At 73.1% G+C, this 21,751-nt stretch carries 22 protein-coding genes, 1 tRNA gene and 1 pseudogene; 6 read left to right on the top strand and 18 right to left on the bottom strand.

The features are described from left to right. Nucleotides 1-116 precede the first annotated feature (116 nt). Nucleotides 117-1,622: an MFS transporter gene (locus tag AC07D6_RS15250; protein WP_479044611.1), complete on the top strand. Its 1,506-nt coding sequence runs from the start codon at nucleotides 117-119 to the stop codon at nucleotides 1,620-1,622. Between the two features lie 30 nt (nucleotides 1,623-1,652). Further along, nucleotides 1,653-2,495, top strand: a complete 843-nt coding sequence (locus tag AC07D6_RS15245; RefSeq protein WP_479044609.1) for a TetR/AcrR family transcriptional regulator — start codon at nucleotides 1,653-1,655, stop codon at nucleotides 2,493-2,495. 241 nt (nucleotides 2,496-2,736) lie between these two features. Here the strand turns inward: AC07D6_RS15245 and AC07D6_RS15240 are convergent. Together AC07D6_RS15240 and AC07D6_RS15235 are read right to left on the bottom strand one after the other, a co-directional pair. Then, nucleotides 2,737-4,227: pseudogene (locus AC07D6_RS15240) on the bottom strand (MDR family MFS transporter); the annotation flags it as partial. Between the two features lie 71 nt (nucleotides 4,228-4,298). After that, a complete protein-coding gene (locus AC07D6_RS15235; RefSeq protein WP_315876897.1) occupies nucleotides 4,299-4,790 on the bottom strand; it encodes a MarR family winged helix-turn-helix transcriptional regulator in 492 nt (163 codons plus the stop codon). 201 nt (nucleotides 4,791-4,991) lie between these two features. Here AC07D6_RS15235 and AC07D6_RS15230 point away from each other — a divergent pair, with 201 nt between their 5' ends. After that, on the top strand, nucleotides 4,992-5,207 hold the full coding sequence (locus AC07D6_RS15230; RefSeq protein ID WP_315876896.1) for a hypothetical protein: 216 nt from the start codon (nucleotides 4,992-4,994) through the stop codon (nucleotides 5,205-5,207). A gap of 189 nt (nucleotides 5,208-5,396) precedes the next feature. Here AC07D6_RS15230 and AC07D6_RS15225 read toward each other — a convergent pair whose 3' ends face one another. The 8 genes from AC07D6_RS15225 to AC07D6_RS15190 all read right to left on the bottom strand — a co-directional run bounded on the left by AC07D6_RS15225 (nucleotide 5,397) and on the right by AC07D6_RS15190 (nucleotide 10,433). Continuing rightward, nucleotides 5,397-6,251 carry an RNA polymerase sigma factor SigF gene (locus AC07D6_RS15225; RefSeq protein WP_315876895.1) on the bottom strand — a complete coding sequence of 285 codons (855 nt, stop codon included), beginning with the start codon at nucleotides 6,249-6,251 and terminating at the stop codon, nucleotides 5,397-5,399. Between the two features lie 233 nt (nucleotides 6,252-6,484). Next, the gene (locus AC07D6_RS15220; RefSeq protein WP_479044606.1) at nucleotides 6,485-7,432 is read right to left on the bottom strand and encodes an RNA polymerase sigma factor SigF; all 948 of its coding nucleotides are present in this window, start codon (nucleotides 7,430-7,432) and stop codon (nucleotides 6,485-6,487) included. A 222-nt stretch (nucleotides 7,433-7,654) separates the two neighbouring features. After that, nucleotides 7,655-7,948 (bottom strand): Dabb family protein, encoded by a 294-nt coding sequence (locus AC07D6_RS15215; protein WP_479044604.1) that lies wholly within the window; start codon nucleotides 7,946-7,948, stop codon nucleotides 7,655-7,657. 9 nt (nucleotides 7,949-7,957) lie between these two features. Beyond that, nucleotides 7,958-8,122 carry a hypothetical protein gene (locus AC07D6_RS15210; RefSeq protein WP_189534700.1) on the bottom strand — a complete coding sequence of 55 codons (165 nt, stop codon included), beginning with the start codon at nucleotides 8,120-8,122 and terminating at the stop codon, nucleotides 7,958-7,960. A 481-nt stretch (nucleotides 8,123-8,603) separates the two neighbouring features. Next, nucleotides 8,604-8,691, bottom strand: a tRNA-Ser gene (locus AC07D6_RS15205). 89 nt (nucleotides 8,692-8,780) lie between these two features. Beyond that, nucleotides 8,781-9,209, bottom strand: a complete 429-nt coding sequence (tadA, locus tag AC07D6_RS15200; protein WP_479044602.1) for a tRNA adenosine(34) deaminase TadA — start codon at nucleotides 9,207-9,209, stop codon at nucleotides 8,781-8,783. A gap of 107 nt (nucleotides 9,210-9,316) precedes the next feature. Next, the gene (locus AC07D6_RS15195) at nucleotides 9,317-9,841 is read right to left on the bottom strand and encodes a tRNA adenosine deaminase-associated protein (RefSeq protein WP_315877719.1); all 525 of its coding nucleotides are present in this window, start codon (nucleotides 9,839-9,841) and stop codon (nucleotides 9,317-9,319) included. Nucleotides 9,842-10,250: 409 nt separating this feature from the next. Next, nucleotides 10,251-10,433 (bottom strand): hypothetical protein, encoded by a 183-nt coding sequence (locus AC07D6_RS15190; RefSeq protein WP_315877718.1) that lies wholly within the window; start codon nucleotides 10,431-10,433, stop codon nucleotides 10,251-10,253. A 90-nt stretch (nucleotides 10,434-10,523) separates the two neighbouring features. Here AC07D6_RS15190 and upp point away from each other — a divergent pair, with 90 nt between their 5' ends. Next, complete coding sequence (gene upp, locus AC07D6_RS15185; RefSeq protein ID WP_479044599.1) at nucleotides 10,524-11,159, top strand: uracil phosphoribosyltransferase; 636 nt, start codon at nucleotides 10,524-10,526, stop codon at nucleotides 11,157-11,159. A gap of 231 nt (nucleotides 11,160-11,390) precedes the next feature. On the opposite strand, the gene AC07D6_RS15180 is transcribed toward upp, so the two are convergent. From AC07D6_RS15180 to pip, 4 genes are all read right to left on the bottom strand, one after another. Then, nucleotides 11,391-12,032, bottom strand: a complete 642-nt coding sequence (locus tag AC07D6_RS15180) for a LytR C-terminal domain-containing protein (RefSeq protein WP_479044597.1) — start codon at nucleotides 12,030-12,032, stop codon at nucleotides 11,391-11,393. Between the two features lie 103 nt (nucleotides 12,033-12,135). Further along, complete coding sequence (locus AC07D6_RS15175; RefSeq protein ID WP_003999914.1) at nucleotides 12,136-12,432, bottom strand: type II toxin-antitoxin system VapB family antitoxin; 297 nt, start codon at nucleotides 12,430-12,432, stop codon at nucleotides 12,136-12,138. A gap of 223 nt (nucleotides 12,433-12,655) precedes the next feature. Next, nucleotides 12,656-14,209 (bottom strand): M28 family metallopeptidase, encoded by a 1,554-nt coding sequence (locus AC07D6_RS15170; protein WP_479044595.1) that lies wholly within the window; start codon nucleotides 14,207-14,209, stop codon nucleotides 12,656-12,658. Between the two features lie 402 nt (nucleotides 14,210-14,611). Then, the gene (gene pip / locus AC07D6_RS15165; RefSeq protein WP_479044593.1) at nucleotides 14,612-15,571 is read right to left on the bottom strand and encodes a prolyl aminopeptidase; all 960 of its coding nucleotides are present in this window, start codon (nucleotides 15,569-15,571) and stop codon (nucleotides 14,612-14,614) included. A 46-nt stretch (nucleotides 15,572-15,617) separates the two neighbouring features. On the opposite strand from pip, the gene AC07D6_RS15160 reads away from it, so the two are divergent. Beyond that, nucleotides 15,618-16,121 carry a MarR family transcriptional regulator gene (locus AC07D6_RS15160; RefSeq protein WP_479044590.1) on the top strand — a complete coding sequence of 168 codons (504 nt, stop codon included), beginning with the start codon at nucleotides 15,618-15,620 and terminating at the stop codon, nucleotides 16,119-16,121. Nucleotides 16,122-16,203: 82 nt separating this feature from the next. Here the strand turns inward: AC07D6_RS15160 and AC07D6_RS15155 are convergent, their stop codons facing one another. Beyond that, entirely contained in the window at nucleotides 16,204-17,316 is a 1,113-nt protein-coding gene (locus AC07D6_RS15155) for a cobalt-precorrin-5B (C(1))-methyltransferase (RefSeq protein ID WP_479044588.1), read from the bottom strand. Between the two features lie 12 nt (nucleotides 17,317-17,328). Here AC07D6_RS15155 and AC07D6_RS15150 point away from each other — a divergent pair, with 12 nt between their 5' ends. Beyond that, a complete protein-coding gene (locus AC07D6_RS15150) occupies nucleotides 17,329-18,066 on the top strand; it encodes a cobalt-precorrin-6A reductase (protein WP_315877711.1) in 738 nt (245 codons plus the stop codon). A gap of 136 nt (nucleotides 18,067-18,202) precedes the next feature. On the opposite strand, the gene AC07D6_RS15145 is transcribed toward AC07D6_RS15150, so the two are convergent. From AC07D6_RS15145 to AC07D6_RS15135, 3 genes are read right to left on the bottom strand one after another with little or no spacing between them, the layout of a single operon-like run. Beyond that, a complete protein-coding gene (locus AC07D6_RS15145) occupies nucleotides 18,203-19,861 on the bottom strand; it encodes a precorrin-2 C(20)-methyltransferase (RefSeq protein WP_479044585.1) in 1,659 nt (552 codons plus the stop codon). Next, entirely contained in the window at nucleotides 19,858-20,493 is a 636-nt protein-coding gene (locus AC07D6_RS15140; RefSeq protein ID WP_315877709.1) for a precorrin-8X methylmutase, read from the bottom strand. Before AC07D6_RS15140 ends, AC07D6_RS15145 begins: the two co-directional genes overlap by 4 nt. Next, nucleotides 20,490-21,749 (bottom strand): cobalamin biosynthesis protein CobG, encoded by a 1,260-nt coding sequence (locus AC07D6_RS15135; RefSeq protein ID WP_479044583.1) that lies wholly within the window; start codon nucleotides 21,747-21,749, stop codon nucleotides 20,490-20,492. The genes AC07D6_RS15140 and AC07D6_RS15135 overlap by 4 nt, the downstream gene beginning before the upstream one ends. Nucleotides 21,750-21,751 lie beyond the last annotated feature (2 nt).

Below are 21,751 nucleotides of genomic sequence, written 5' to 3'. Positions count from 1 at the left end.
TCCGTGCCCCGGCGGCCCCCGACCCGGTGCGCCGGAAAATATCGCTATACGGCGTAAGAGAAAGCCTTGTACGGTGCAAGGGAACCTCTTCCCTTACACCGTACAAGGAGGGTCCGTTGACGGCGACGACCGCCGAGAACCCGAACCCCGCCGCCGCGTCCGGCGGCGGCCACCCGCAGCGCTGGTTGATCCTCGGCGTCATCTGCCTCGCCCAGCTGACCGTGCTGCTCGACAACACCGTCCTGAACGTGGCCATCCCGTCCCTCACCCGGGAGCTGGCCGCATCGACCGCCGACATCCAGTGGATGATCAACGCGTACGCGCTCGTCCAGTCCGGCCTCCTCCTCACCGCCGGCAACGCCGCCGACCGTTACGGCCGCAAGCGCATGCTGCTCACCGGTCTGGCGCTGTTCGGCATCGGCTCGCTCGCCGCCGGACTCGCGCAGAGCTCCGCCCAGTTGATCGCGGCCCGTGCGGGCATGGGCGTCGGCGGCGCGCTGCTGATGACCACGACCCTCGCGGTCGTCGTCCAGATCTTCGACGAGACCGAGCGCGTCAAGGCCATCGCCATCTGGTCGACCGTCAGTTCGCTCGGTTTCGCCGCGGGTCCCCTGCTCGGCGGCTTCATGCTCGACCACTTCTGGTGGGGCGCGATCTTCCTGGTCAACCTGCCGGTCGCCGCGCTCGGCCTGGCCGCGGTCGCCGTCCTCGTACCGGAGTCCCGGCACAAGCAGGGCGACCGTCCGGACCTGCTCGGCGCGGTGCTGTCCACGATCGGCATGACCGCCCTCGTGTACGCGATCATCAACGGCCCCGACCACGGCTGGCTCTCCGGCCAGGTGCTCGGGTCGGCGTCGGTCGGCCTCCTCGCGATGGGCGCCTTCGCGCTCTGGGAGCTGCGCACCCCGCATCCGATGCTGGACCTGCACTTCTTCCGCGACCAGCGGTTCGTGGGCGCCGTCGCGGGCGCGATCCTCGTGGCGTTCGGCATGACCGGATCGCTGTTCCTGCTCACCCAGCACCTGCAGTTCGTCCTCGGGTACGACCCGCTGGACGCGGGTCTGCGGACGGCGCCCCTCGCGCTGACCGTCGTCGTGCTGAACCTGAGCGGCGTCGGCGCCCGCCTGCTGCCGAAGCTGGGCACGCCCGGCACGATCGCCCTCGGCATGGCCCTCGTCTCGGGCGGCCTCGCGTCGATCGCGCTCCTCGGCTCCCACGGCTACGGCGGGATGCTGCTCGGCCTGGTCGTCATGGGCGTGGGCGTCTCCCTGTCGATGCCGGCCATGGCCAACGCCATCATGAGCGCGATCCCACCGGAGAAGGCGGGTGTCGGCGCCGGCGTCAACGGCACGCTCGCCGAGTTCGGCAACGGCCTGGGCGTGGCGGTGCTGGGCGCCGTGCTGAACGCCCGGTTCACGGCGCTCGCCTCGGTGACCGCCGCGTCGCTGCCCGCGGCGCTGGCGGCGGCCGACGGACCGGCGGAGCGCGCCCGGATCGCGGACGCCTTCGCGGCGGGTCTGGAGACCAGCCAGCTCGTCGGCGCGGTAGCGGTCCTGGCGGGCGGTCTGCTCGCGGCGCTGCTGCTGCGCCGTGCGGAGCGGGGCGGGAAGGCCCCGGCATAGCATCGGCGGCACGGAACGAGGAGGAAGCCCATGGCGGCGGCAGCCGACCGCGACACGAAGCGTCCGGCGCGCATGAGCGTCTGGCTGGACGGCAAGGCGGCGGCGCCGCGCGGCCGCAGGGCGGGCGGCGACCAGCCGTCCGGCCTGGACCGCGAGCGCATCACGTCGGCGACGGTGCGGCTGCTGGACGCGGAGGGCCTGGCGAAGTTCTCCATGCGCCGGCTGGCGGCCGAGCTGAACGTCACCGCCATGTCGCTGTACTGGTACGTCGACTCCAAGGACGACCTGCTGGAGCTGGCGAGCGACGCGGTGGTCGGCGAGATCGTCCTCCCGGACCTGGACGAGGACGCGGGTACGGGCTCGGGTACGGGTACGGGTACGGGCGGGGACGCGGGTACGGGCTCGGGTACGGGCGCCGACTGGCGGGACCAGCTACGGGACCTCGCCCAGGGCTACCGTGCCCTGCTGGTCCGCCATCCGTGGCTGTCACCGCTGGTGGGCCGCTTCCTCAACATCGGCCCGAACTGGTCGGCGCTGGCCCTGTGCGTCCAGCGGTTGATCCGCAGGACGGGCCTGCCGCCCGAGCGCCAGGCGGGCGGCATCGCGGCGGTCTTCCAGTTCGTGTACGGCTTCGGCACGATCGAGGGCCACTTCCGCAAGCGCTGCGCGGAGGCGGGCCTGACCCAGGACGAGTACTTCGCCCACGCCATGGACGCCGTCAACCGCCGGCCGGAGCTGGCCCCCGTCAGGGAATCCGGGCGGGAGATCGAGGAGGCGCGCGGCGGCGGGACGGTCGACGACATGCGCGACCGCGACTTCGTGTTTGCCCTGGACCTGCTGATCGCGGGCATCGAGGCCCAGACGGGCCGCTAGACACGGCCCCCGTCGGCCCCCCGCCGGCTCCCGCCGGCCCTCGCCGGCCCCCGCCGGGACCGGTCGAGCTCGGTCGAGTCCCGCCGGGACCGGTCGGGGGCCGGGCCGGGAACGAGGTGAGGCCCCGGTGGCCGGGCGCGGGGCGTCCCCTGCCCTCCTCGCCTGCCACCGGGGCCTACTGGACCGGGCGCGCGGCTCTCCGCTCAAGGGCGGCGCGCCCGGGGTATCAGTGGGTCGCGTTCTTCAGGGCGACCTCGCGGATGAGCAGCGTCACCAGGAAGGCGATCAGGGCGAACGGCGCCGAGTAGAGGAAGATGTCGGCCACCGCGTGCCCGTACGCGCTCTCCATCACCTGGCGGACCGGCGCCGGCAGGGCGTCCAGGTCCGGGATGCCGCCGCCGCCCGTGCCGCCGTGGCCGAGGGCGGCGCCCTTCGGACCGAGGGCGGCGAGGCCCTCCTTCACGTACTCCGTGACCTTGTTGCCCATCACGGCGCCCAGCGCGGAGACGCCCACGGCGCCGCCCAGGGAGCGGAAGAACGTGACGACCGACGACGCGGCGCCCAGGTCCTTCGGGGCGACCTGGTTCTGGGTGCACAGGACCAGGTTCTGCATCATCATGCCGAGGCCCAGTCCCAGCACGGCCATGAACAGCGCCACGTGCCAGTACTCCGTGTCGTACCGGATCGTGCCGAGCAGGCCGAGGCCCGCCGTCACCAGGACGCCGCCGCTGACCAGCCACGCCTTCCAGCGGCCCGTCTTGGTGATGATCTGGCCGGAGACCGTCGACGAGACGAACAGGCCCGCGATCATCGGGATGGTCATGACGCCGGACATCGTCGGCGACTTGTCCCGCGCCAGCTGGAAGTACTGGCTGAAGAACACCGTCCCGGCGAACATCGCCACCCCCACGAACAGCGACGCCAGCGACGCCAGCGCGATCGTGCGGTTGCGGAACAGACGCAGCGGGATGATCGGTTCCGCGGCGCGGGACTCGACGGCGAGGAACAGCGCGCCGAGCAGCACCGAGCCGCCCACCATCACGGCGGTCTGCCAGGACATCCAGTCGTACTTGTCACCCGCGAAGGTGACCCAGACGAGGAGGAGCGACACGGCGGCGCTGATCAGGGCGGCGCCCGACCAGTCGACCTTCACCTCGCGCCGGACGACCGGCAGGCGCAGCGTCTTCTGCAGGACGAGCAGGGCCAGGACGGCGAACGGCACGCCGACGTAGAAGCACCAGCGCCAGCCGAGCCAGTCGGTGTCCGTGATCACGCCGCCGAGCAGCGGGCCGCCGACCGTCGCGACGGCGAAGACGGCGCCGAGGTAGCCGGAGTAGCGGCCCCGCTCGCGCGGGGAGATCATCGCGGCCATCACGATCTGCGCGAGGGCGGAGAGGCCGCCCACGCCTATGCCCTGGACGACCCGGCAGGCGATCAGCATGCCGGAGCTCTGGGACAGGCCCGCCACGACCGAGCCGACGACGTAGATGACGAGGGAGAGCTGGACCAGCAGCTTCTTCGAGAACAGGTCCGCGAGCTTGCCCCACAGCGGTGTCGTGGCGGTCATGGCGAGCAGTGACGCCGTCACCACCCAGGTGTAGGCGCTCTGGCCGCCGCCGAGGTCGGTGATGATCTCGGGGAGGGCGTTGGAGACGATCGTCGACGACAGGATGGCGACGAACATGCCGAGCATCAGCCCGGACAGCGCCTCCATGATCTGTCGGTGCGTCATCGGCGTGCCGGCGGCCTCGCCGGCGTCGCCGACCCGCACTCCGGACGGTGTGGTCGTGGCCATGTACTTCCTTACGCGTGCGTCGTCTGCTTCGTCTTCGTCTGTGTCGTGAGGGGCGTCCTCGTCTGGTGCGTCCGGCCGTCCCCGAAGGACGACCGGAGGCGGGCCAGCAGGGTGACGAGCTGCCCGACCTCGTCGTCGTCCCAGTCCCGCAGGCGGTCCGCGAACAGGTCCGCGGTGCGCCGCCCGAGGTCGCCCAGGACGTCCCGGCCCGCGGGGGTGAGGCGCAGGATGCGGGAGCGCCGGTCGCCCGGATCGGGTGACCGCTCGACCCAGCCGTGCTCCACGACGTGGGCGACGTGCCGGCTGGTCACCGACATGTCGATGGCGAGGAGCTCGGCGAGCCGGCTCAGCCGCATGTCCCCGTACCGGTCCAGGAGGGCCAGCACGGCGGCCGCACCGCCCGGGCACTCGGCGGGGAGCAGCCGTGCGATGCCGCGCTTGACGACTCCGACCGCGCTGATCTGGCGGGCCAGCTCTTCGTACTGACTGCGTGCTGCCACCCTGGGCACCTCCGCATCTTGTTGCTTAGGGCAACCATATGTCTGGATGGTTGCTACAGGCAAACGAAATCGGATGTATGCGGCCAAAGAGCTGGCAAAGAAAGGTCAAGACCTCCCCCAGAGGCCCCCGGGGGCTCCCGGAGGGCCCGAGAAGGCTCCCGAAGTGGGGCGGGAGGGCGCGATTCGCTAGGGTCCTGCTCCATGGCACACAACCCGCACGCCCCCCAGGGCCCCGAGGGCAGCTCCTACGACCCCGCGGGCTCGACCCAGATGTTCCGCGCCTTCGTCGACGAGGGCGCTCCGCAGCGGCAGCAGCAGGCCGTGACCCAGTCGGCCGGCCCCCGCGTCGGCCTGATCGTCGGCATCGTCGCGGCGGTCGTGGTCGTCGCGGTGGTCGCCTGGCTCGCGCTGGGCTGACCCCGGAGCGCCGGCGCCGGTGCGGTCCCGCACGCCGGCGTGCGCATAGGCATACGCGTACGCGTACGCCTGCGTACGTCCGCGCGCGTACGTGTACGACGGCAGGGGGTACGGGGGCTCCGCTCCCGTACCCCCGCACGTCCGCCGTCGGTCCGGCCCGAGGGGACCTGACCGACGGACCGGCGGACCTCAGTCGGAGATGAGGCCCGCGCGCAGTTGTGCCAGCGTGCGCGTCAGCAGGCGCGAGACGTGCATCTGCGAGATGCCGACCTCGTCGCCGATCTGCGACTGCGTCATGTTGGCGAAGAACCTCAGCATGATGATCTGCCGCTCCCGCGCGGGCAGTTTGGCCAGCAGCGGCTTGAGCGACTCCCGGTACTCGACGCCTTCGAGCGCGCTGTCCTCGTACCCGAGGCGGTCCGCGAGGGAGCCCTCCCCGCCGTCCTCCTCCGGCGACGGCGAGTCGAGCGACGACGCGGTGTACGCGTTCCCGACGGCGAGGCCGTCGACGACGTCCTCCTCCGACACGCCCAGGACCGCGGCCAGTTCGGGAACGGTCGGGGAGCGGTCGAGCTTCTGCGCCAGCTCGTCGCCGGCCTTGGTGAGCGCCAGCCGCAGCTCCTGGAGGCGGCGCGGCACCCGCACCGACCACGAGGTGTCGCGGAAGAAACGCTTGATCTCCCCGACGACCGTCGGCATGGCGAACGTCGGGAACTCCACGCCCCGTTCGCAGTCGAACCGGTCGATCGCCTTGATCAGGCCGATCGTGCCGACCTGGACGATGTCCTCCATCGGCTCGTTGCGGGAGCGGAAGCGGGCGGCGGCGTACCGCACGAGCGGCAGGTTGAGCTCGATGAGCGTGTCGCGTACGTACGTCCGCTCCGGACTGTCCGCCGCCGCTCCCGCCGTGTCCAGCGCGCGGAGGCGGAGGAACAGGGAGCGGGAGAGCGTGCGCGTGTCGATGGCTTCCGAGGGGTCGGGAAGCGTGGCCGGCTCACTCTGCGTCAGCGTGAGCACCTTCGAGCTGCCCTGTTCTGCGGACATGCCACCCCCTTGAGGTCGCGGACGGTCGCGGGAGCCGCGACCATCGGAGGAACGCAGCCTCCACGTGAATACCGGCGCCGAGACTGCGGCAAACGCGGTTCCAGCAGAATGTCACATGTCGGCAACACGCTGTAGTGACTTGTCGACATGGCAACGGTGAATATGTGCGGGAAACAAATGATCTGCGGCTTTTGGAACGGCTGATTGAGGACTAAACGGTTTACCCGTTCCAGCTACGCTTCGATTCTGTTTGCGGATCTCAGCCGGGCGAAGCTGCGTGCGAGGAGCCGTGACACGTGCATCTGGGAGACCCCGAGCTCCTGGCTGATCTGGGACTGCGTCAGGTTCCGGTAGTAGCGGAGCATCAGGATCCGCTGCTCGCGCTCGGGCAGCTGGACGAGCAGGTGCCGTACGAGGTCGCGGTGTTCGACGCCGGCGAGCGCCGGGTCCTCGTAGCCGAGCCGGTCGAGCAGGCCGGGCAGTCCGTCGCCCTCCTGGGCCGCTTCGAGCGACGTGGCGTGGTACGAGCGGCCGGCCTCGATGCAGGACAGGACCTCCTCCTCGGAGATCTTCAGCCGTTCGGCGATCTCCGCGGTCGTGGGCGACCGGCCGTGCAGGGTGGTCAGGTCCTCGGTGGCGCCGTTGACCTGCACCCACAGCTCGTGCAGCCGGCGCGGGACGTGGACCGTGCGGACGTTGTCGCGGAAGTACCGCTTGATCTCCCCGACGACCGTGGGCATCGCGAAGGTCGGGAACTGCACGCCGCGGTCGGGGTCGAACCGGTCGATGGCGTTGATCAACCCGATCGTGCCGACCTGGACGACGTCCTCCATCGGCTCGTTGCGGGAGCGGAAGCGGGCGGCGGCGTACCGCACGAGCGGCAGGTTCGCCTCGATGAGGGCGGCGCGGACGCGCGCGTGCTCGGGGGTGCCGCGCTCCAGCTTCTTCAACTCGTCGAAGAGGACCTGGGTGAGCGCGCGGGTGTCGGCGGTCCTGCGGACGCGGGCGTCCTGCTCGGACGCGGGCCCGGGGGCGGACCCGGGCTCGGCGGAGGGCGCGGACGCGGACTCGAAGCTGGACCCGGACTCGGCGGAGGGCGCGGACGCGGTCTCGGGGGCGGGCTCGACGGTGGGCTCGACGGACCTGGCGGGGTCGTTCTGCTGCTCGTTCTGGGGTGGCACCTGGTGAGGCGTGGTACTGGCCGGCACGTTCACGCCACCCCTTCACGGCTAGCGGTCAACTTCGGGCAAGTCCTCCGTCAAAAGCGGTCATAGCATCACAAGACATGTCCACCGTGTGCAAGCACCCCATAACGCCGTGTTGGAGGTCCGCAGACGGCCGTAACAGGGGAGCCCCGCACCACAGGGGTGCGGGGCTCCTGCCGGAAGTCTGCCGAGGGGGCCTCAGAACTCGTAGTCCGCGACCACCCATGTGGCGAACTCGCGCCACTGCCCGGCGGCCGCCTGGTGGGCCGGGTGTTCCACGTACCGCTTGAGGGCGTCCAGGTCCTCGACGGCGGAGTTGATGGCGAAGTCGTACGCGATCGGGCGGTCGCTGATGTTCCAGGCGCACTCCCAGAACTTCAGCTCCGGGATGACGTCGCCCAGTTCCCGGAAGGCCCGTACGCCCGCCTCGACGCGCGGCTCGTCACGCGATACACCCTCGTTGAGCTTGAAGAGGACCAGGTGGCGGATCACTCGGGACTCCTAGTTGATGAGGGCGGTCATGAACTCGCCGACCGCTTGAGCGGCGCTGGAAATGCCTTCGAAGCCTATCTGGACGAGGTCGGCGGCCCGCTCGGGGGACTGGATGATCGTGTAGAGCACGAAGACGGTGAGGGCGTACAGCGTGATCTTCTTCGCCTGCGCCATCGTCGCTGACTCCCCGTCTCTCCCCTGTGATCCCCTCGGCGGTCGGGTGAGTCTAACCGAGCGACGGGGGGTCAAGGCCGGGAAGATCCCGGCTCCTTGCCGCTCCGGGGGACGCGGGCGTGGGGCGGGCGGTTCCCTCCCGGGTGGTGGCCGCGGGCGTGGGGCGGGTGGTCCCCTCCCGGGTGGTGGCCGCGGTCGCGAGGCGGCGGGCGGCGGGCGGTGGACGGCGGGTCGTGGGGCACGTGGCGTACGACCCGACCTGTCCGCCCCGGGGTGATCTCGACGGCGGCACCATGAGGGCCGCCCCGGCTTCGCGGCCCGCCCCTCCGCGTTCCGTCCCGCCGGCGACCGCGGGCGAGGGGCCGGATTCCGGCGTCGCCCCGGGGCGGTAGCCGAACTCGGCCGGCCTGCTCGACTCGCTCGAACCGCTCATGCAAAACACCCCCCTGACCTGCGTCTCCGCATATCAGGGGGGTGTTGCTGGCGGTAGCGGAGGGATTTGAACCCTCGGTGACTTGCGCCACACTCGCTTTCGAGGCGAGCTCCTTCGGCCGCTCGGACACGCTACCGAGAGAGAGCTTATCCCAAAGGTGCCCCGACGCAGAAATCCGTATCGGGGGGAGGCGGGCGCGGACGGGGGCCGTCCGGAGCCGCCCCTTCAGCGGTCGCGGAAGAAGCGGGTGAGCAGTTCGGCGCACTCCTCGGCCAGTACGCCGTGGACGACCTCGGGGCGGTGGTTGAGACGCCGGTCCCGTACGAGGTCCCAGAGCGAACCGACCGCGCCGGCCTTCTCGTCGAGCGCGCCGAACACCAGCCGGTCCACGCGGGACTGGACGAGGGCGCCCGCGCACATCACGCACGGCTCCAGCGTCACGACGAGCGTGCAGCCGGCCAGCCGCCACGCGCCGAGCCGCTCTGCCGCGCGACGGAGCGCCAGCACCTCGGCGTGCGCGGTCGGATCACCGGTGGCCTCGCGCTCGTTGTGACCGGTCGCGAGGAGGGCGCCGTCCGGTCCGAGCACCACCGCGCCGACCGGCACGTCGCCGGCCAGCGCGGCACGCTCGGCTTCCGCCAACGCCCGCTCCATGGGCGCCCGCCAGGGGGCGCGCACGGGGTCGGGCGCGGGGGCGCCGACGCCGGTGGAGGCGGATATGGGATCGGGCGATGAAGGCTCGCCCGTCGGAGGGACGTGCACTAGCGGACGGCCTCCAGCACCTCGGAGGCCCCCAGCGCGTCCGCGATCTCGGTGAGCGCGTCGGTGTCGAGAGCCAGCAGCTCCTCCTCCGACATGCCCAGGTCGTCCAGGATCAGCCGGTCACCGACCGGCGCGGCGGGCACGGTCTCGGCCGCCGCCTCCGTCTCCTCCTCCGTGTCGTCCGGCTCCCCGTCCTCGGTGCCGTCCAGGTCCAGCGCGTCCAGGTCCGCTGTTTCGTCGGCCCGGTCGTCGCCCAGCAGTTCCTTGGTCAGGATCTCCCCGTACGAGGAGCGGGCGGCGGCGGCCCCGTCCGACACGAAGATGCGAGGGTCGTCCTCGCCCTCCACGCGGACGATGCCGAACCACGCGTCCTCCTGCTCGATGAAGACGAGCACCGTGTCGGCGTCCGGCGAGGCTTCGCGGGCCAGGTCGGTCAGATCCGCCAGGGTCTCCACATCGTCGAGCTCTGTGTCGCTCGCTACCCACCCGTCTTCGGTGAGCGTGAGCAGTGCGGCGAAGTACACCGTGACTCTCCCACTGATCAGAGGTGTGACGATCGGGCGGCACGCTCCTGAATGCCCCGCCCACTCGGCATCGTGGCAGATGCGGGGCCTCAAGGAGAGGCGTTCCGCTCTTGCGTCGTGCACCAGTCTGAGCCCGCGACCCGGTCGGCGTCACGCCGCCCCCCGTATCTCCGGCACAGTCGGCGCGGTGATCACGAAGGGGCACGGCGGGGCGTCGGCCGCGGGCTCGCGAGGTGCGCGCACGGCGCGCGACCGGCGCGTGACCGGCAGGCGTCCGGTCGACGTCCGGTCGGCGTCCGGTCGGCGTACGGCGCGTCGCCGGCGGCGGTCGGGCCTCCGTACGGCGAGCCACCGGCGGCGGCCGGGGCGGCGGCGGGCGTCCCGCCGGGGCCCGGGGGCGCGCGGCGGGTTACCAGCGGAACGTCCGCATGCGCATCGCCTGCCGCATCCGCGCCGCCCTGGCGCGGCGCGGCTGGACGCGCTCGCGCAGCGCCCGCGCCTCGTTCAGCTCACGCAGGAACTGCGCTCTGCGGCGCCTGCGCTCCGCGTCGACCGCCGCCCGGCGGCCGTCGGATTCTTCCTGGTCAGGCATGGCCACACCACCACCCCAGGGATGCGTTCGTCCGACTCCACCTTCCCTCCACGGCGTGGGTTGATGCCAGTGCGGGCTACTGTTGTGGCCATGCGGATCCACGTCGTCGACCACCCGCTGGTGGCGCACAAACTCACCACGCTGCGCGACAGGCGCACCGACTCCCCCACCTTCCGGCGGCTCGCCGACGAGCTGGTGACCCTGCTCGCGTACGAGGCGACCCGTGACGTGCGCACCGAGCAGGTCGGGATCGAGACGCCGGTCACCGCGACGGCCGGGGTGAAGCTGTCGCACCCGCGGCCCCTGGTGGTGCCGATCCTGCGCGCCGGACTGGGCATGCTCGACGGCATGGTGCGGCTGCTGCCGACCGCCGAGGTCGGGTTCCTCGGCATGATCCGCAACGAGGAGACGCTGGAGGCGTCGACGTACGCGACGCGGATGCCCGAGGACCTGTCCGGGCGCCAGGTGTACGTCCTCGACCCCATGCTGGCCACGGGCGGCACGCTCGTCGCGGCGATCCGCGAGCTGATCAGGCGCGGCGCCGACGACGTGACGGCGGTCGTCCTGCTGGCGGCCCCGGAGGGCGTCGAGGTGATGGAGCGCGATCTGGCGGGCGCGCCGGTGACGGTCGTCACGGCCTCGATCGACGAGCGCCTCAACGAGCACGGCTACATCGTCCCCGGCCTGGGCGACGCCGGCGACCGGATGTACGGCGCGGCGGAATAGTCCCCGGCCCGCGGCGGGCGGTGCCCGGCCTCGGGTCAGCGGTGGAGCGGTTCCGGGCTCGCGGCGGGGTGGTGTCCGGCCTCGGGCCAGCGGGCCAGCGGGCCAGCGGTGGAGCGGTTTCCGGGCCCGCGGTGGGGGGGGGGTGCCCGGTCTCGGGACGCGTCTTTCGGGGAGCCCTTTTCGGGCCCTGATGCCGGCCCCGCTACGGGCCCGGCCCCGGTACGGCCCCGGCTACTCGGGCTTCGGGGCGCAGTTCGTGGGGGTGGGCTTCGGATGCAGGAGGGCGGTCATCGAGGCCGTCGCGTCCTGCGGGGCCGCCAGGGACGTGAACGCGGTACCGATGATCAGGTCCACGTCCGCCGTCGCCCGCGTGTCCGTCTTGGTCGTGGCGCCCTTCAGGTGCGTGGCCAGGACCGGGAAGGCACCCTTCACGGCGCCCGGGGCGCCGAGCAGGACGCCGGGGCCGGGCACCTTCTTGTCGTAGGCGACCGGCGCGTTGCCGATCTTGCCTACCGTGAAGCCGCGCTTCTTCAGCTCGTCCGCGGTGGTCTTGGCCAGCCCGCTCCGCGGCGTCGCGTTGTAGACGTTCACGGTGATGTCGGCCGGTTTCGGGAAGGCCGTGGTCCGCGCCGCGGACGACGTGGCCGCCGGCTTGCACACCCCGGCGGCCGTGGACCGCGGCGCGGACCCGTTCCCGCCGCCGAACACGTCGATGAGCTGGAGCGTCCCCCAGCCGGCCAGGCCGAGCGCGGTGGCTGCGGCGATGCCGGCCACCGCGATCCGACCGCGGCGGCGGGGTCGGCGCATACGGGGATACACCGTGCCCGTGATGCGGTACTTTCCGCCCATACCGGGGGGAGTGAGCATGCTCATGGGCGCAGCGTAGTGCGGCCCGATGACTATGCCTACTAAACGATCAGCGGCTGAGGGCCGGACGGGTGGGAATCATCCCGGAAAGGGTCATTCCCGAAAGGGATCAGTCGAGCTCCAGCACCCGCGCGTGCAGCACCTGCCGCTGCTGTAGGGCCGCGCGCACGGCGCGGTGCAGGCCGTCCTCGAGATACAGGTCGCCCTGCCACTTCACGACGTGCGCGAAGAGGTCGCCGTAGAACGTCGAGTCCTCGGCGAGGAGCGTTTCGAGGTCCAGTTGGCCCTTGGTGGTAACGAGCTGATCGAGGCGGACCGGACGCGGCGCGACATCCGCCCACTGCCGGGTGCTTTCCCGGCCGTGGTCGGGATACGGCCGCCCGTTACCGATGCGCTTGAAGATCACACGGAAAGCCTACCGGGCAAGCGGCACCCGGCGCAGCCACGCGGCGTCGGATGCCCTCCCGAGAGGGACACGATGATCACGACAAACGGGGTGTTTCGATCACTCGGGCCCGAAAGGTGACGGTCCGACCTCCTCCGGGGGAGGTCGGACCGCCCGTCGGCGGGGAGGGCACCGCGCCGCCGCCCGGCACGGGCCGGGTGGCGGCGCGGCGGTCACCCGCGTGTCACTCGGTGACCTCGTGGTCGTGGCCGTCGTGCAGGCCACCGCCGCTGCCCGCGTCGCCGTCCGTCGGGACGGACTCGACCGGCTCGCGCAGCGAGCTCAGGTCGTGGGCGTAGGTGCCCACGGCGTTGGCTATGACGTCGATGTTGACGTCGAAGGCCGTCATGTCGATGTTGTCCAGGTCGTCGCACGCCGCGTGGTAGCAGGGGTCGTACGCGATCCCCGCGGTCCCGCCGAACTTCCGCGCCTGCGCAGGCGTCTTGACGCCTTCGGCGCCCGTGAACGTACCGCCGGCCGGGATGCCCACCTCGATGAACGGGCCGTAGTCGGAGCGACCGGTGAAGTCCGTGCCCTCGTGCGGGAGGCCCCGCTTGTCGAGGAACGCGTTGATGTCCCGCTCCAGTTGGGCGGAGCCCGCCGGCCCGGCGGGGGCACCGGCGCCGTCCGAGTCGTCGCCGTCGTAGACGAACAGGCCGTAGTTGGGCGAGGCGATCATGTCGAAGTTGAGGTAGAGCTTGATCTCCTTGCGGCCGAGCTCGTCGAGGGCGCCGACGTAGTGCTCGGAGCCGAGCAGGCCGTTCTCCTCCGCGCCCCACCAGGCGAACCGCACCTTGTTGGTGGTCCTGTCCTTGTGCTTGGCGAACGCGAGGGCCACGTCGAGCAGGCCGGCCGAACCGGAGCCGTTGTCGTTGATGCCGGGGCCGGCGGTGACCGAGTCGAGGTGGGAGCCGAGCATCACCGTGTTCGCGGCGTTGCCCCGCCGGGTCTCGGCGATGACGTTCCGCGTGGTCCGCTCCTCCTGGAGCTGGCGGAGCTCCAGGTTCACCTCGACCGGGCCGGCGGCCACGGCGGCGGCGAGCGCCTCGCCGTCCGCCTTCGAGATGCCGCCCGTGGGGATCTTCGCGGCCTCGGCGGAGCCCAGCGTGCCGCCGAGGGCGCCCTCCACGTTGTTGTGGACGAGGGCGCCGACGGCGCCGGCCGCGGCGGCGTTGGCCTGCTTCGCCGCGAACGTGCAGCCGCCGCGCTGGATGAGCGCGATCCTCCCGGTGAACGCGCCCGCGGCGAAGTCCGACGGTTCGCAGCCGTGTGAGCCGTCCGCGTCGACGGGGGCGGCGGCCAGCGCGGCCTTCGTGCCGCCGACCGGGGTCGACTTCGTGTACGTCATCGCGGAGACGGTGATGTCGCGGGGCGCGGGCGAGACGACGGCCAGCTTCTCCGCCTGCGTCTCCGTGTGTATGAACGGGAACTCCTGGTACGAGACGTCGTACCCGGCCTTCTTGAGCTGCTGGTACACGTACGCCGCCGAGGCGTCGTAGCCGGGCGTGCCCGCCGCGCGGTTTCCGCCGGCGGAGTCGGCTATCTGCTGGAACTTCCGCAGGTGCCGGTAGGCGCTGTCGGCGGAGGCCGAGTCGACCAGCTGACGGGCGAGCTTCGAGGCGTCCTTGGCCGGGGTGGCGCGGCCGGCGGAGGCGGGAGAGGCGGAAGCCAGCAGGAGCGGGGTCGCGAGCGCGGCTGCGGCCAGGGCGGCCACGGCTCTGCGAGGGGATGCGTTCACAGAGGTCCTTCCCGTACGGACGAGGTTGAGGGGAAGCTAGCGATCAGCCGTGCTCCTGTGAACAGATGTCCCACAATACGTGTCATTTTTTCGTACTGTTCGAGGAAGCTGTGGACGGTTCGCCGCGCGATCTCCCCTCGGGCGGTCACTCTCGACGCATGAGTGGACGACTGGTTCGACGTGTTCTCCTTCGCGGCCTCGGCCGCGTGCTTCACCTCCTGCTCGTGTGCGCGTGCTGTCGCCGGCGCCGCGGGACCCGTGGGGTCCGCGGTCCATGGGCCGCGGGTGGGCGGGGTGCCCGCTTCGGGGCGCCGGGCGGGGCGGGTCTCGGAGTCGCGGATGCCCATGGATCGATGATCGTGCGGGGGCCGCCCCGCCGCACGGCGGCTTGCGCCCGTGGGGTCACGCCGACGGGTGTCCCGCAGCGAAGCGGTCCAGGGCTTCGCGAACGTGGGCGCGTGTCGTCTCCGTGCCGAAGTGGCCGGAGTCCGCCACGACCGTCAGCTCGGCGTCCGGCCAGGCCCGGGCCAGCTCCCACGCGGTGGAGGGTGGGCTGCCCAGGTCCAGGCGGCCGTGGACCAGGACGCCGGGGATGCCGGCGAGCCGGTGCGCGTCGCGGAGGAGGGCGCCCTCCTCCAGCCAGGCACCGTGGGCGAAGTAGTGCGAGCAGATGCGGACCATCGCGAGGCGGTCGGCGTCCGGCCGGTCCGCGTACGGGTCGGCGACGCCCTCCAGGGACGCCACCGCGTCCTCCCAGGCGCACCAGTCGGCCGTCGCCTTCTCCCGTACGGCCGGGTCGGGGTCGCCGGTCAGGCGGGCGTACGCGGCGACCAACTCGGCGGCGGTGTCCGCGTCGGTGCCGGAGCCCTCCCGGAACCGTTCCCACGCCTCCGGGAAGAACCGCCCCGCGCCCTCGTACAGCCAGGCGATCTCGGAGCGGCGGGTCGTCGTGACGGCCGAGACGACGATCTCCGTGACGCGGTCCGGGTGCGCTTCGGCGTACGCGAGCAGGAGGGTGGAGCCCCACGACCCGCCGTACAGCAGCCAGCGGTCGACGCCCAGGTGGACGCGGAGCCGTTCCATGTCGGAGAGGAGGTGGTGCGTGGTGTTGACGGACAGGTCGGTGGCGGGGTCGCTCGCGTGCGGGGTGCTGCGGCCGCAACCGCGCTGGTCGAAGACGATGAGGCGGTAGCGGGCGGGGTCGAAGTAGCGCGTGCCACCCCGGTGGCTGCCGGTGCCGGGACCGCCGTGGACGACGAGGGCGGGCTTGCCGGCGGGGTTGCCGTGGACCTCCCAATACAGGACGTTGCCGTCCCCGACGTCGAGCGTCCCGTGCTCGTACGGCTCGCTCAACGGATACATGGTGCCCCCTCGCATCGATTACAACAGCGCTGTTACATTAACGGACGTGTCTTTCCCCGACCACGGCCCGGAGCTGCTGGGCACCCGACTGCGGCATCTGCTGGACGTTCTCGACGGCGAGGTCGCCGCCGTGTACGCCGACCTCGGACTCACCGGGTTCCGGCCCCGGTACACCTCGGCCGTCCGTGCCCTGGCGGTGTCGGGTCCGGCCTCCGTGGGGGAGATCGCCAAGGCGGTCGGGGTGACCCACTCGGCGGCCAGCCAGACCGTCGCCCACCTCGTCCAGGACGGCCTGGTCGACCTCGCTCCGGACCCGTCCGACCAGCGCCGCCGACTGGCGCGGCTCACCGCGCGCGCCGAGGCGCTGCTGCCCGTCCTGGAGGCCGAGTGGACGGCGACGGCCGAGGCGGCCGGTGCCCTGGAGGAAGAACTCCCGTACCCGCTGAGCCGGCTGGTCGAGGAGACCCTCGAAGCCCTGGCCCGCCACCCCTTGCGCGCCCGCGTGCGGGAACGGATGGGGGAGCGCGCGGGAGAGGGGGGACGGCCGTAGCGACCGGCTCGCGAGAACCGGACGGGGGCGCCGCGCGCTTCCCCGGCCCCGGCGGGGCGGGTCGGCGCAGCGGCCGGCTGCCCTAGCGGGGGGTACTGCGGCCCACCACCGTGCCCGCCCGGTCCACGCAGACGACGTCGACGACGACCGGGGCGCCGCGGAGGACGGCCAGGGCCTGGTCGCGGGCGGTCTCCGCCACGCGGTCACCCAGGGGGACACCGCGGGCGGCGCAGAGCTGGAGTGCTGCCAGGCCCGTGTTGGCGACGGCGACCTCGGCGGCGAGGGAGTCGTCGGCGCCCGCCGCGCGGGCCAGGTCCGCGAGGAGGGACTTGTCGACCTGGGAGCGCGCCGAGTGCAGGTCCAGGTGGCCCGCCGCCAGCTTGGACAGCTTCGCGAAGCCGCCGCAGATGGTCAGCCGGTCCACCGGGTGGCGGCGGATGTACTTCAGCACGGCGCCCGCGAAGTCGCCCATGTCGAGGAGGGCGTCCTCCGGCAGGTCGTACAGGGACACGACGGTCTTCTCGGAGGTCGACCCCGTGCAGCCCGCGACATGGGTGCGGCCCGCGGCGCGCGCCACGTCCACGCCGCGGCGGATGGAGTCGATCCAGGCGGAGCACGAGTACGGCACGACGATCCCGGTCGTGCCGAGGATGGACAGGCCGCCGAGGATGCCGAGGCGCGGGTTCCACGTGGAACGGGCGATCTCCTCGCCGTCGTCCACGGAGACGGTGACCTCCACGTCACCGGTGCCGCCGTGCGCGGCGGCGACCCGCGCCACGTGGTCGCGGATCATCTGTCGCGGCACCGGGTTGATGGCCGGTTCCCCCACGTCGAGGGGGAGGCCCGGCCGAGTGACGGTGCCAACACCGGCGCCGGCACGGAATACGACGCCGGAGCCGGGCGGCAGGAGCCGCACCGTCGAGCGGACGAGCGCCCCGTGCGTCACGTCCGGGTCGTCGCCCGCGTCCTTCACGACGCCGGCCATCGCGTACGAGCCGCCGTGCTCCTCCGCGGCGAGCGCGAAGGCCGGGGTCTGGCCCCTCGGCAGCGTGATCGCCACCGGGTCAGGGAAGTCCCCGGTCAGCAGCGCGGTGTACGCGGCCGTGGTGGCCGCCGTCGCGCAGGCGCCGGTCGTCCAGCCGGGCCGGAGGCCGGTGTGCTTGAGTTGGGCGGTGCGCCCCCCGCTCGTACTCATGGACGGTGCCCCATGCATGTGTTGATCCTCGGCGGCACGACCGAGGGCCGCCGCCTGGCGGAGACGCTGGACGCGGACGGCGTCCGGGTGACCAGCTCGCTCGCGGGCCGGGTCGCCAGCCCGAAGCCGCTGCCGGGCGAGGTGCGGGTCGGCGGCTTCGGCGGTGCCGACGGCCTGGCCCGCTGGGTGCGGGAGCACCAGGTGGACGCGGTCATCGACGCCACTCACCCTTTCGCCGGGACGATCAGTTTCAACGCGGCGCGGGCCGCCGTCACGTCCCATGTTCCCCTGCTCGCTCTGCGGCGCCCCGGGTGGACCCCCGTGGAGGGCGACGACTGGCATCCGGTGGCGTCCCTGGAGGAGGCGGCGCGCACCGTGGGGCGGCTGGGGCGCAGGGTGTTCCTGACGACGGGGCGCATGGGCCTGGCGGCGTTCGCGGACGTGCCCGGCGTGTGGTTCCTCGTCCGCTCGGTGGACCCGCCGGAACCGCCGTACCCGGAGCGGATGGAGGTCCTGCTCGACCGGGGCCCCTTCACGCCGGCCGGCGAGCGGGAGGTCCTGCGGACGTACGGGATCGACGTGCTGGTCACCAAGGACAGCGGCGGCGCGGCCACGGCCCCGAAGCTGGCCGCCGCCCGCGAGGCCGGTGTGCCGGTGGTGATCGTCCGTCGGCCGCCCGTCCCGGACGGCGTCCCGGTGGCGGCGACGGTCGGGGAGGCCGCCGCCTGGGTGGCCGCCCGGGCCCGCTGAACACCGGCGCGACCGCAACGCGGCCCGACGCGACCGTTACGCGGTCCGGTACGCCCGGTCACGCGGCCCGGCGCGACCGCCGCGCGGGAGACGTCCGCGCGGCGGCCGGGGCGGGACCGTGGCCGGCGGGCGGCGCCTACTCGGCGCCGTCCGAGGGCGTTTCGGGGTAACGCCGCGGTGTCCACGCCACCGTGTGCCCGTCGCCGCGCCGTACCGCCCGCGTCTGGGAGGAGCCGATCAGCAGCAGCGTCCGCATGTCGACCTCGGCCGGGTCCAGGTCGGTGAGCGGCACCACCCGGACGGACTCCTCCGGGCCGCCCACGTCCCGCGCCACGACGACCGGGGTGTCGGGGGCACGCAGTCCGAGCAGCAGCTCGCGGGCCTTGCCGACCTGCCAGGTGCGGCTCCGCGACCCCGGGTTGTAGAGCGCCAGCACCAGGTCGGCGGCGGCTGCCGCGCGCAGGCGCTCCGCGATGACCTCCCACGGCTTGAGCCGGTCCGACAGGGAGATCGTGGCGTAGTCGTGGCCCAGCGGTGCGCCCGCCTTCGCCGCGGCCGCGTTCGCCGCGGTCACGCCCGGCAGTACGCGCACCGGCACGTCCGCGTACTCCTCCTGCGACGCGGCCTCCAGGACCGCCGTCGCCATGGCGAAGACCCCCGGGTCGCCGCCCGACACCACCGCCACGCGCCGCCCGCGCCGCGCCAGGTCCAGGGCGAACTCGGCCCGCTCCGACTCCACCTTGTTGTCGGAGCCGTGCCGCCGCTGGCCCGGCCGCACCGGCACCCGGTCCAGGTACGTCGTGTAACCGACCAGGTCGGTCGCCGACGAGAGCGCGCCGCGGGTCTCCGGCGTCAGCCACTGCGGGCCCGCCGGGCCGGTGCCGACGACCACCACCTCGCCCCGCTCGGGCACGGCCGGGCCCGTGTCGACGCGGGACGGCAGCACCGCCACCGAGAAGTACGGCACCGTGTCCGGGTCCACGTCCGCGAACGCCGCCGTGCGCCGGCCCTCCATCGTGGCGCGTTCCACGTAGTGGGCGTCCGCCAGCCGGTCCGTGCGCTCCAGGGCGCGGCGCACCGCCGGGAACGTCCGGCCCAGCTTCATCACCACCGCCGAGTCGGTCGCCGCGAGGCGGGCCGTCAGCTCGTCCTCCGGCAGCGTGCCGGGGATGATCGTCAAGACCTCCTCGGCCTCCACCAGCGGCTTGCCGATGGTCGCCGCGGCGGCGCTGACGGAGGTGACGCCGGGGACGACCTCCGTCTCGTAGCGGTGTGCGAGGCGCTTGTGCATGTGCTGGTACGAGCCGTAGAACAGCGGGTCGCCCTCGGCGAGCACCGCCACCGTCCGGCCCGCGTCGAGGTGGGCGGCGAGCCGTGCCGACGCCTCCTCGTAGAAGTCGTTCAGCGCGCCCCGGTAGCCGCCGGGGTGGTCCGTCGTCTCCACGGTGAGCGGGTACATCAGCCGCTCCTCGACGTGGTCCTCGCGGATGTGCTTCGCCGCGATGGACCGGGCGATGGACCGGCCGTGCCGGGCACAGTGGTACGCGACGACGTCCGCCTCCGCGATGGCCTCCACCGCGCGCAGGGTCATCAGCGACGGGTCGCCGGGGCCGAGGCCGACGCCGTACAGCTTGCCCGCGCCCGCGCCCGTGCCGGTCTCCGTGCCCGTGCCGGTCTCCGTGCCCGTGCCGGTCTCCGTGTCCGCGCCGGTCTCCGTGCCCGTGCCGGTCTCCGTGCCCGTGCCGGTCTCCGTGTCCGCGCCGGTGACTGTTTCACGTGAAACGTGCGTGCTCATTCCGCCTCGCTCGCGATCGCGTTGACCGCCGCGGCCGCCATGGCGCTGCCCCCGCGCCTGCCCCGTACGACGATGTGGTCCAGGTCCGAGGCGGCCAGCGCGTCCTTGGACTCGGCCGCACCGATGAAGCCGACCGGTATGCCGAGCACCGCCGCCGGGCGGGGGGCGCCGTCCCGGACCATCTCCAGCAGCCGGAACAGGGCGGTGGGTGCGTTGCCGATCGCCACGACCGAGCCCTCCAGGCGGTCGCGCCACAGCTCCAGGGCGGCCGCGCTGCGGGTCGTGCCCAGCTCGGCGGCGAGATCGGGCACGGACGGGTCGGAGAGGGTGCAGACCACCTCGTTGTCGGCGGGGAGCCGCTTGCGGGTGACGCCGCTCGCGACCATCTGCGCGTCGCACAGGATCGGCGCGCCGGAGCGGAGCGCGGCGCGGGCGCGGGAGACGACCTCCGGCGTGTAGGCGAGGTCGCGGACGAGATCGACCATGCCGCAGGCGTGGATCATCCGCACGGCGACCTGGCTGACGTCGGCGGGCAGCCCCGCGAGATCCGCCTCGGCGCGGATCGTGGCAAAGGACTGGCGGTAGATCTCCGCGCCGTCCTTCTCGTAGTCGAACACTGTGCTCCCGCTCATCTCTGTGCCTGTGCGTCGTCGTTGTCTCGTCGTGCCGTCCGTACGGTGATGCCGTACGTGCCGTCGCCGGTGGCCAGTACGTCCACCCAGTCGCCCTGCGGGTGGCCGCAGCGGCGGTCGCAGCCGGACCAGTGCACGGGCAGCCCCCGGACCGCCGCGTCGTCCAGCGGCCGGGCGTCCGCCCGTACGTCGGCCAGGGCCTTGCCGCAGCCGGGCCGCCCCGTGCAGGCGCTCACCGTCAGCCAGGGCGACCCGGGGCGGGTGAGGAACCCGGCCCGGTCCAGCGCCGCGAGCCGCTCCTTCGCCGCCGCGCGGCCGGGCAGGCCCGCCACGACGAACCCGCGCCACGGCGTCACCCGCACCTCGCCCCCGGGCCCCGGCGCCAGGGCCCGGAACTGCTCGGCGGTGATCCGGCCCAGGGGCGCCACGACCGACACGGCACGGTCACCGACCACACCCGGCTCCGGCGGCGCCGCCACCGGCACCGCACCCGGCGAGGCGGCGGAGGCGGCCACCCCCGCACCCGCCAGACGCTCCGTCACGGCCACCTCCAGGGGCCGGTCGTCCGGCAGTTCGGCCACCCGCCAGGCACCCGTGCCGGCCTCCCGGGCAACGGCCAGGAACGCCTCGGCCGCCGCCAGCGCGGCCGACGGCGCGTCGCCCGCGGCCACCCGCCAGGACAGGTCCCCGATCCGTACCAGAGCGCACCCGCCCGGCTCTGCGAGCAACGTCACATCACCGCCCAGCCCGGCCACGTCCCCGCGCCCGTCGTCCACGGCGAACAGGAAGCGTCCCGACAGGGCGGTCGTCCACGCCCGCGCGCACAGCAGCGCGTCCAGCTCCCGCGCCCACGCCTGGGCGTCCCCGTGGGACCGTCCGTCCAGTCCGCAGAGGGGCGACACCACCATGTTCCGCACGCGTTCGTGCGCCGCCGAGGGCAGCAGCCCGGCCTCGCCGAGCAGCTCCGCGAGGGCGAGCCCGCAGTCGTCGGGCAGGCCGCGCAGGTCGAGGTTGCCGCGCGAGGTGACACCGAGCCGGCCGTCGCCCAGCCGCTCCGCTGCCCCGGCCAGCACGGCCACCTGGTGGGCCGTCAGGACGCCGGTGGGCAGCCGCAGCCGGGCGAGTCCGCCGTCGTCCGCCCGGTGCAGCCGCAGGGCGCCGGGGCACGCGTCGGCACGGTCGCGGACACGGTCCCGTATGTGGGATTCGCCCCCGTTCCGGGGCTTTGATGGGCTGGGCGGCATGGCGGCGAGCATAC

This window comes from Streptomyces sp. NPDC045287, assembly GCF_056432325.1.
Note: the sequence above shows the minus strand (reverse complement) of the source record. Positions and strands in the feature narration are given on the sequence as shown.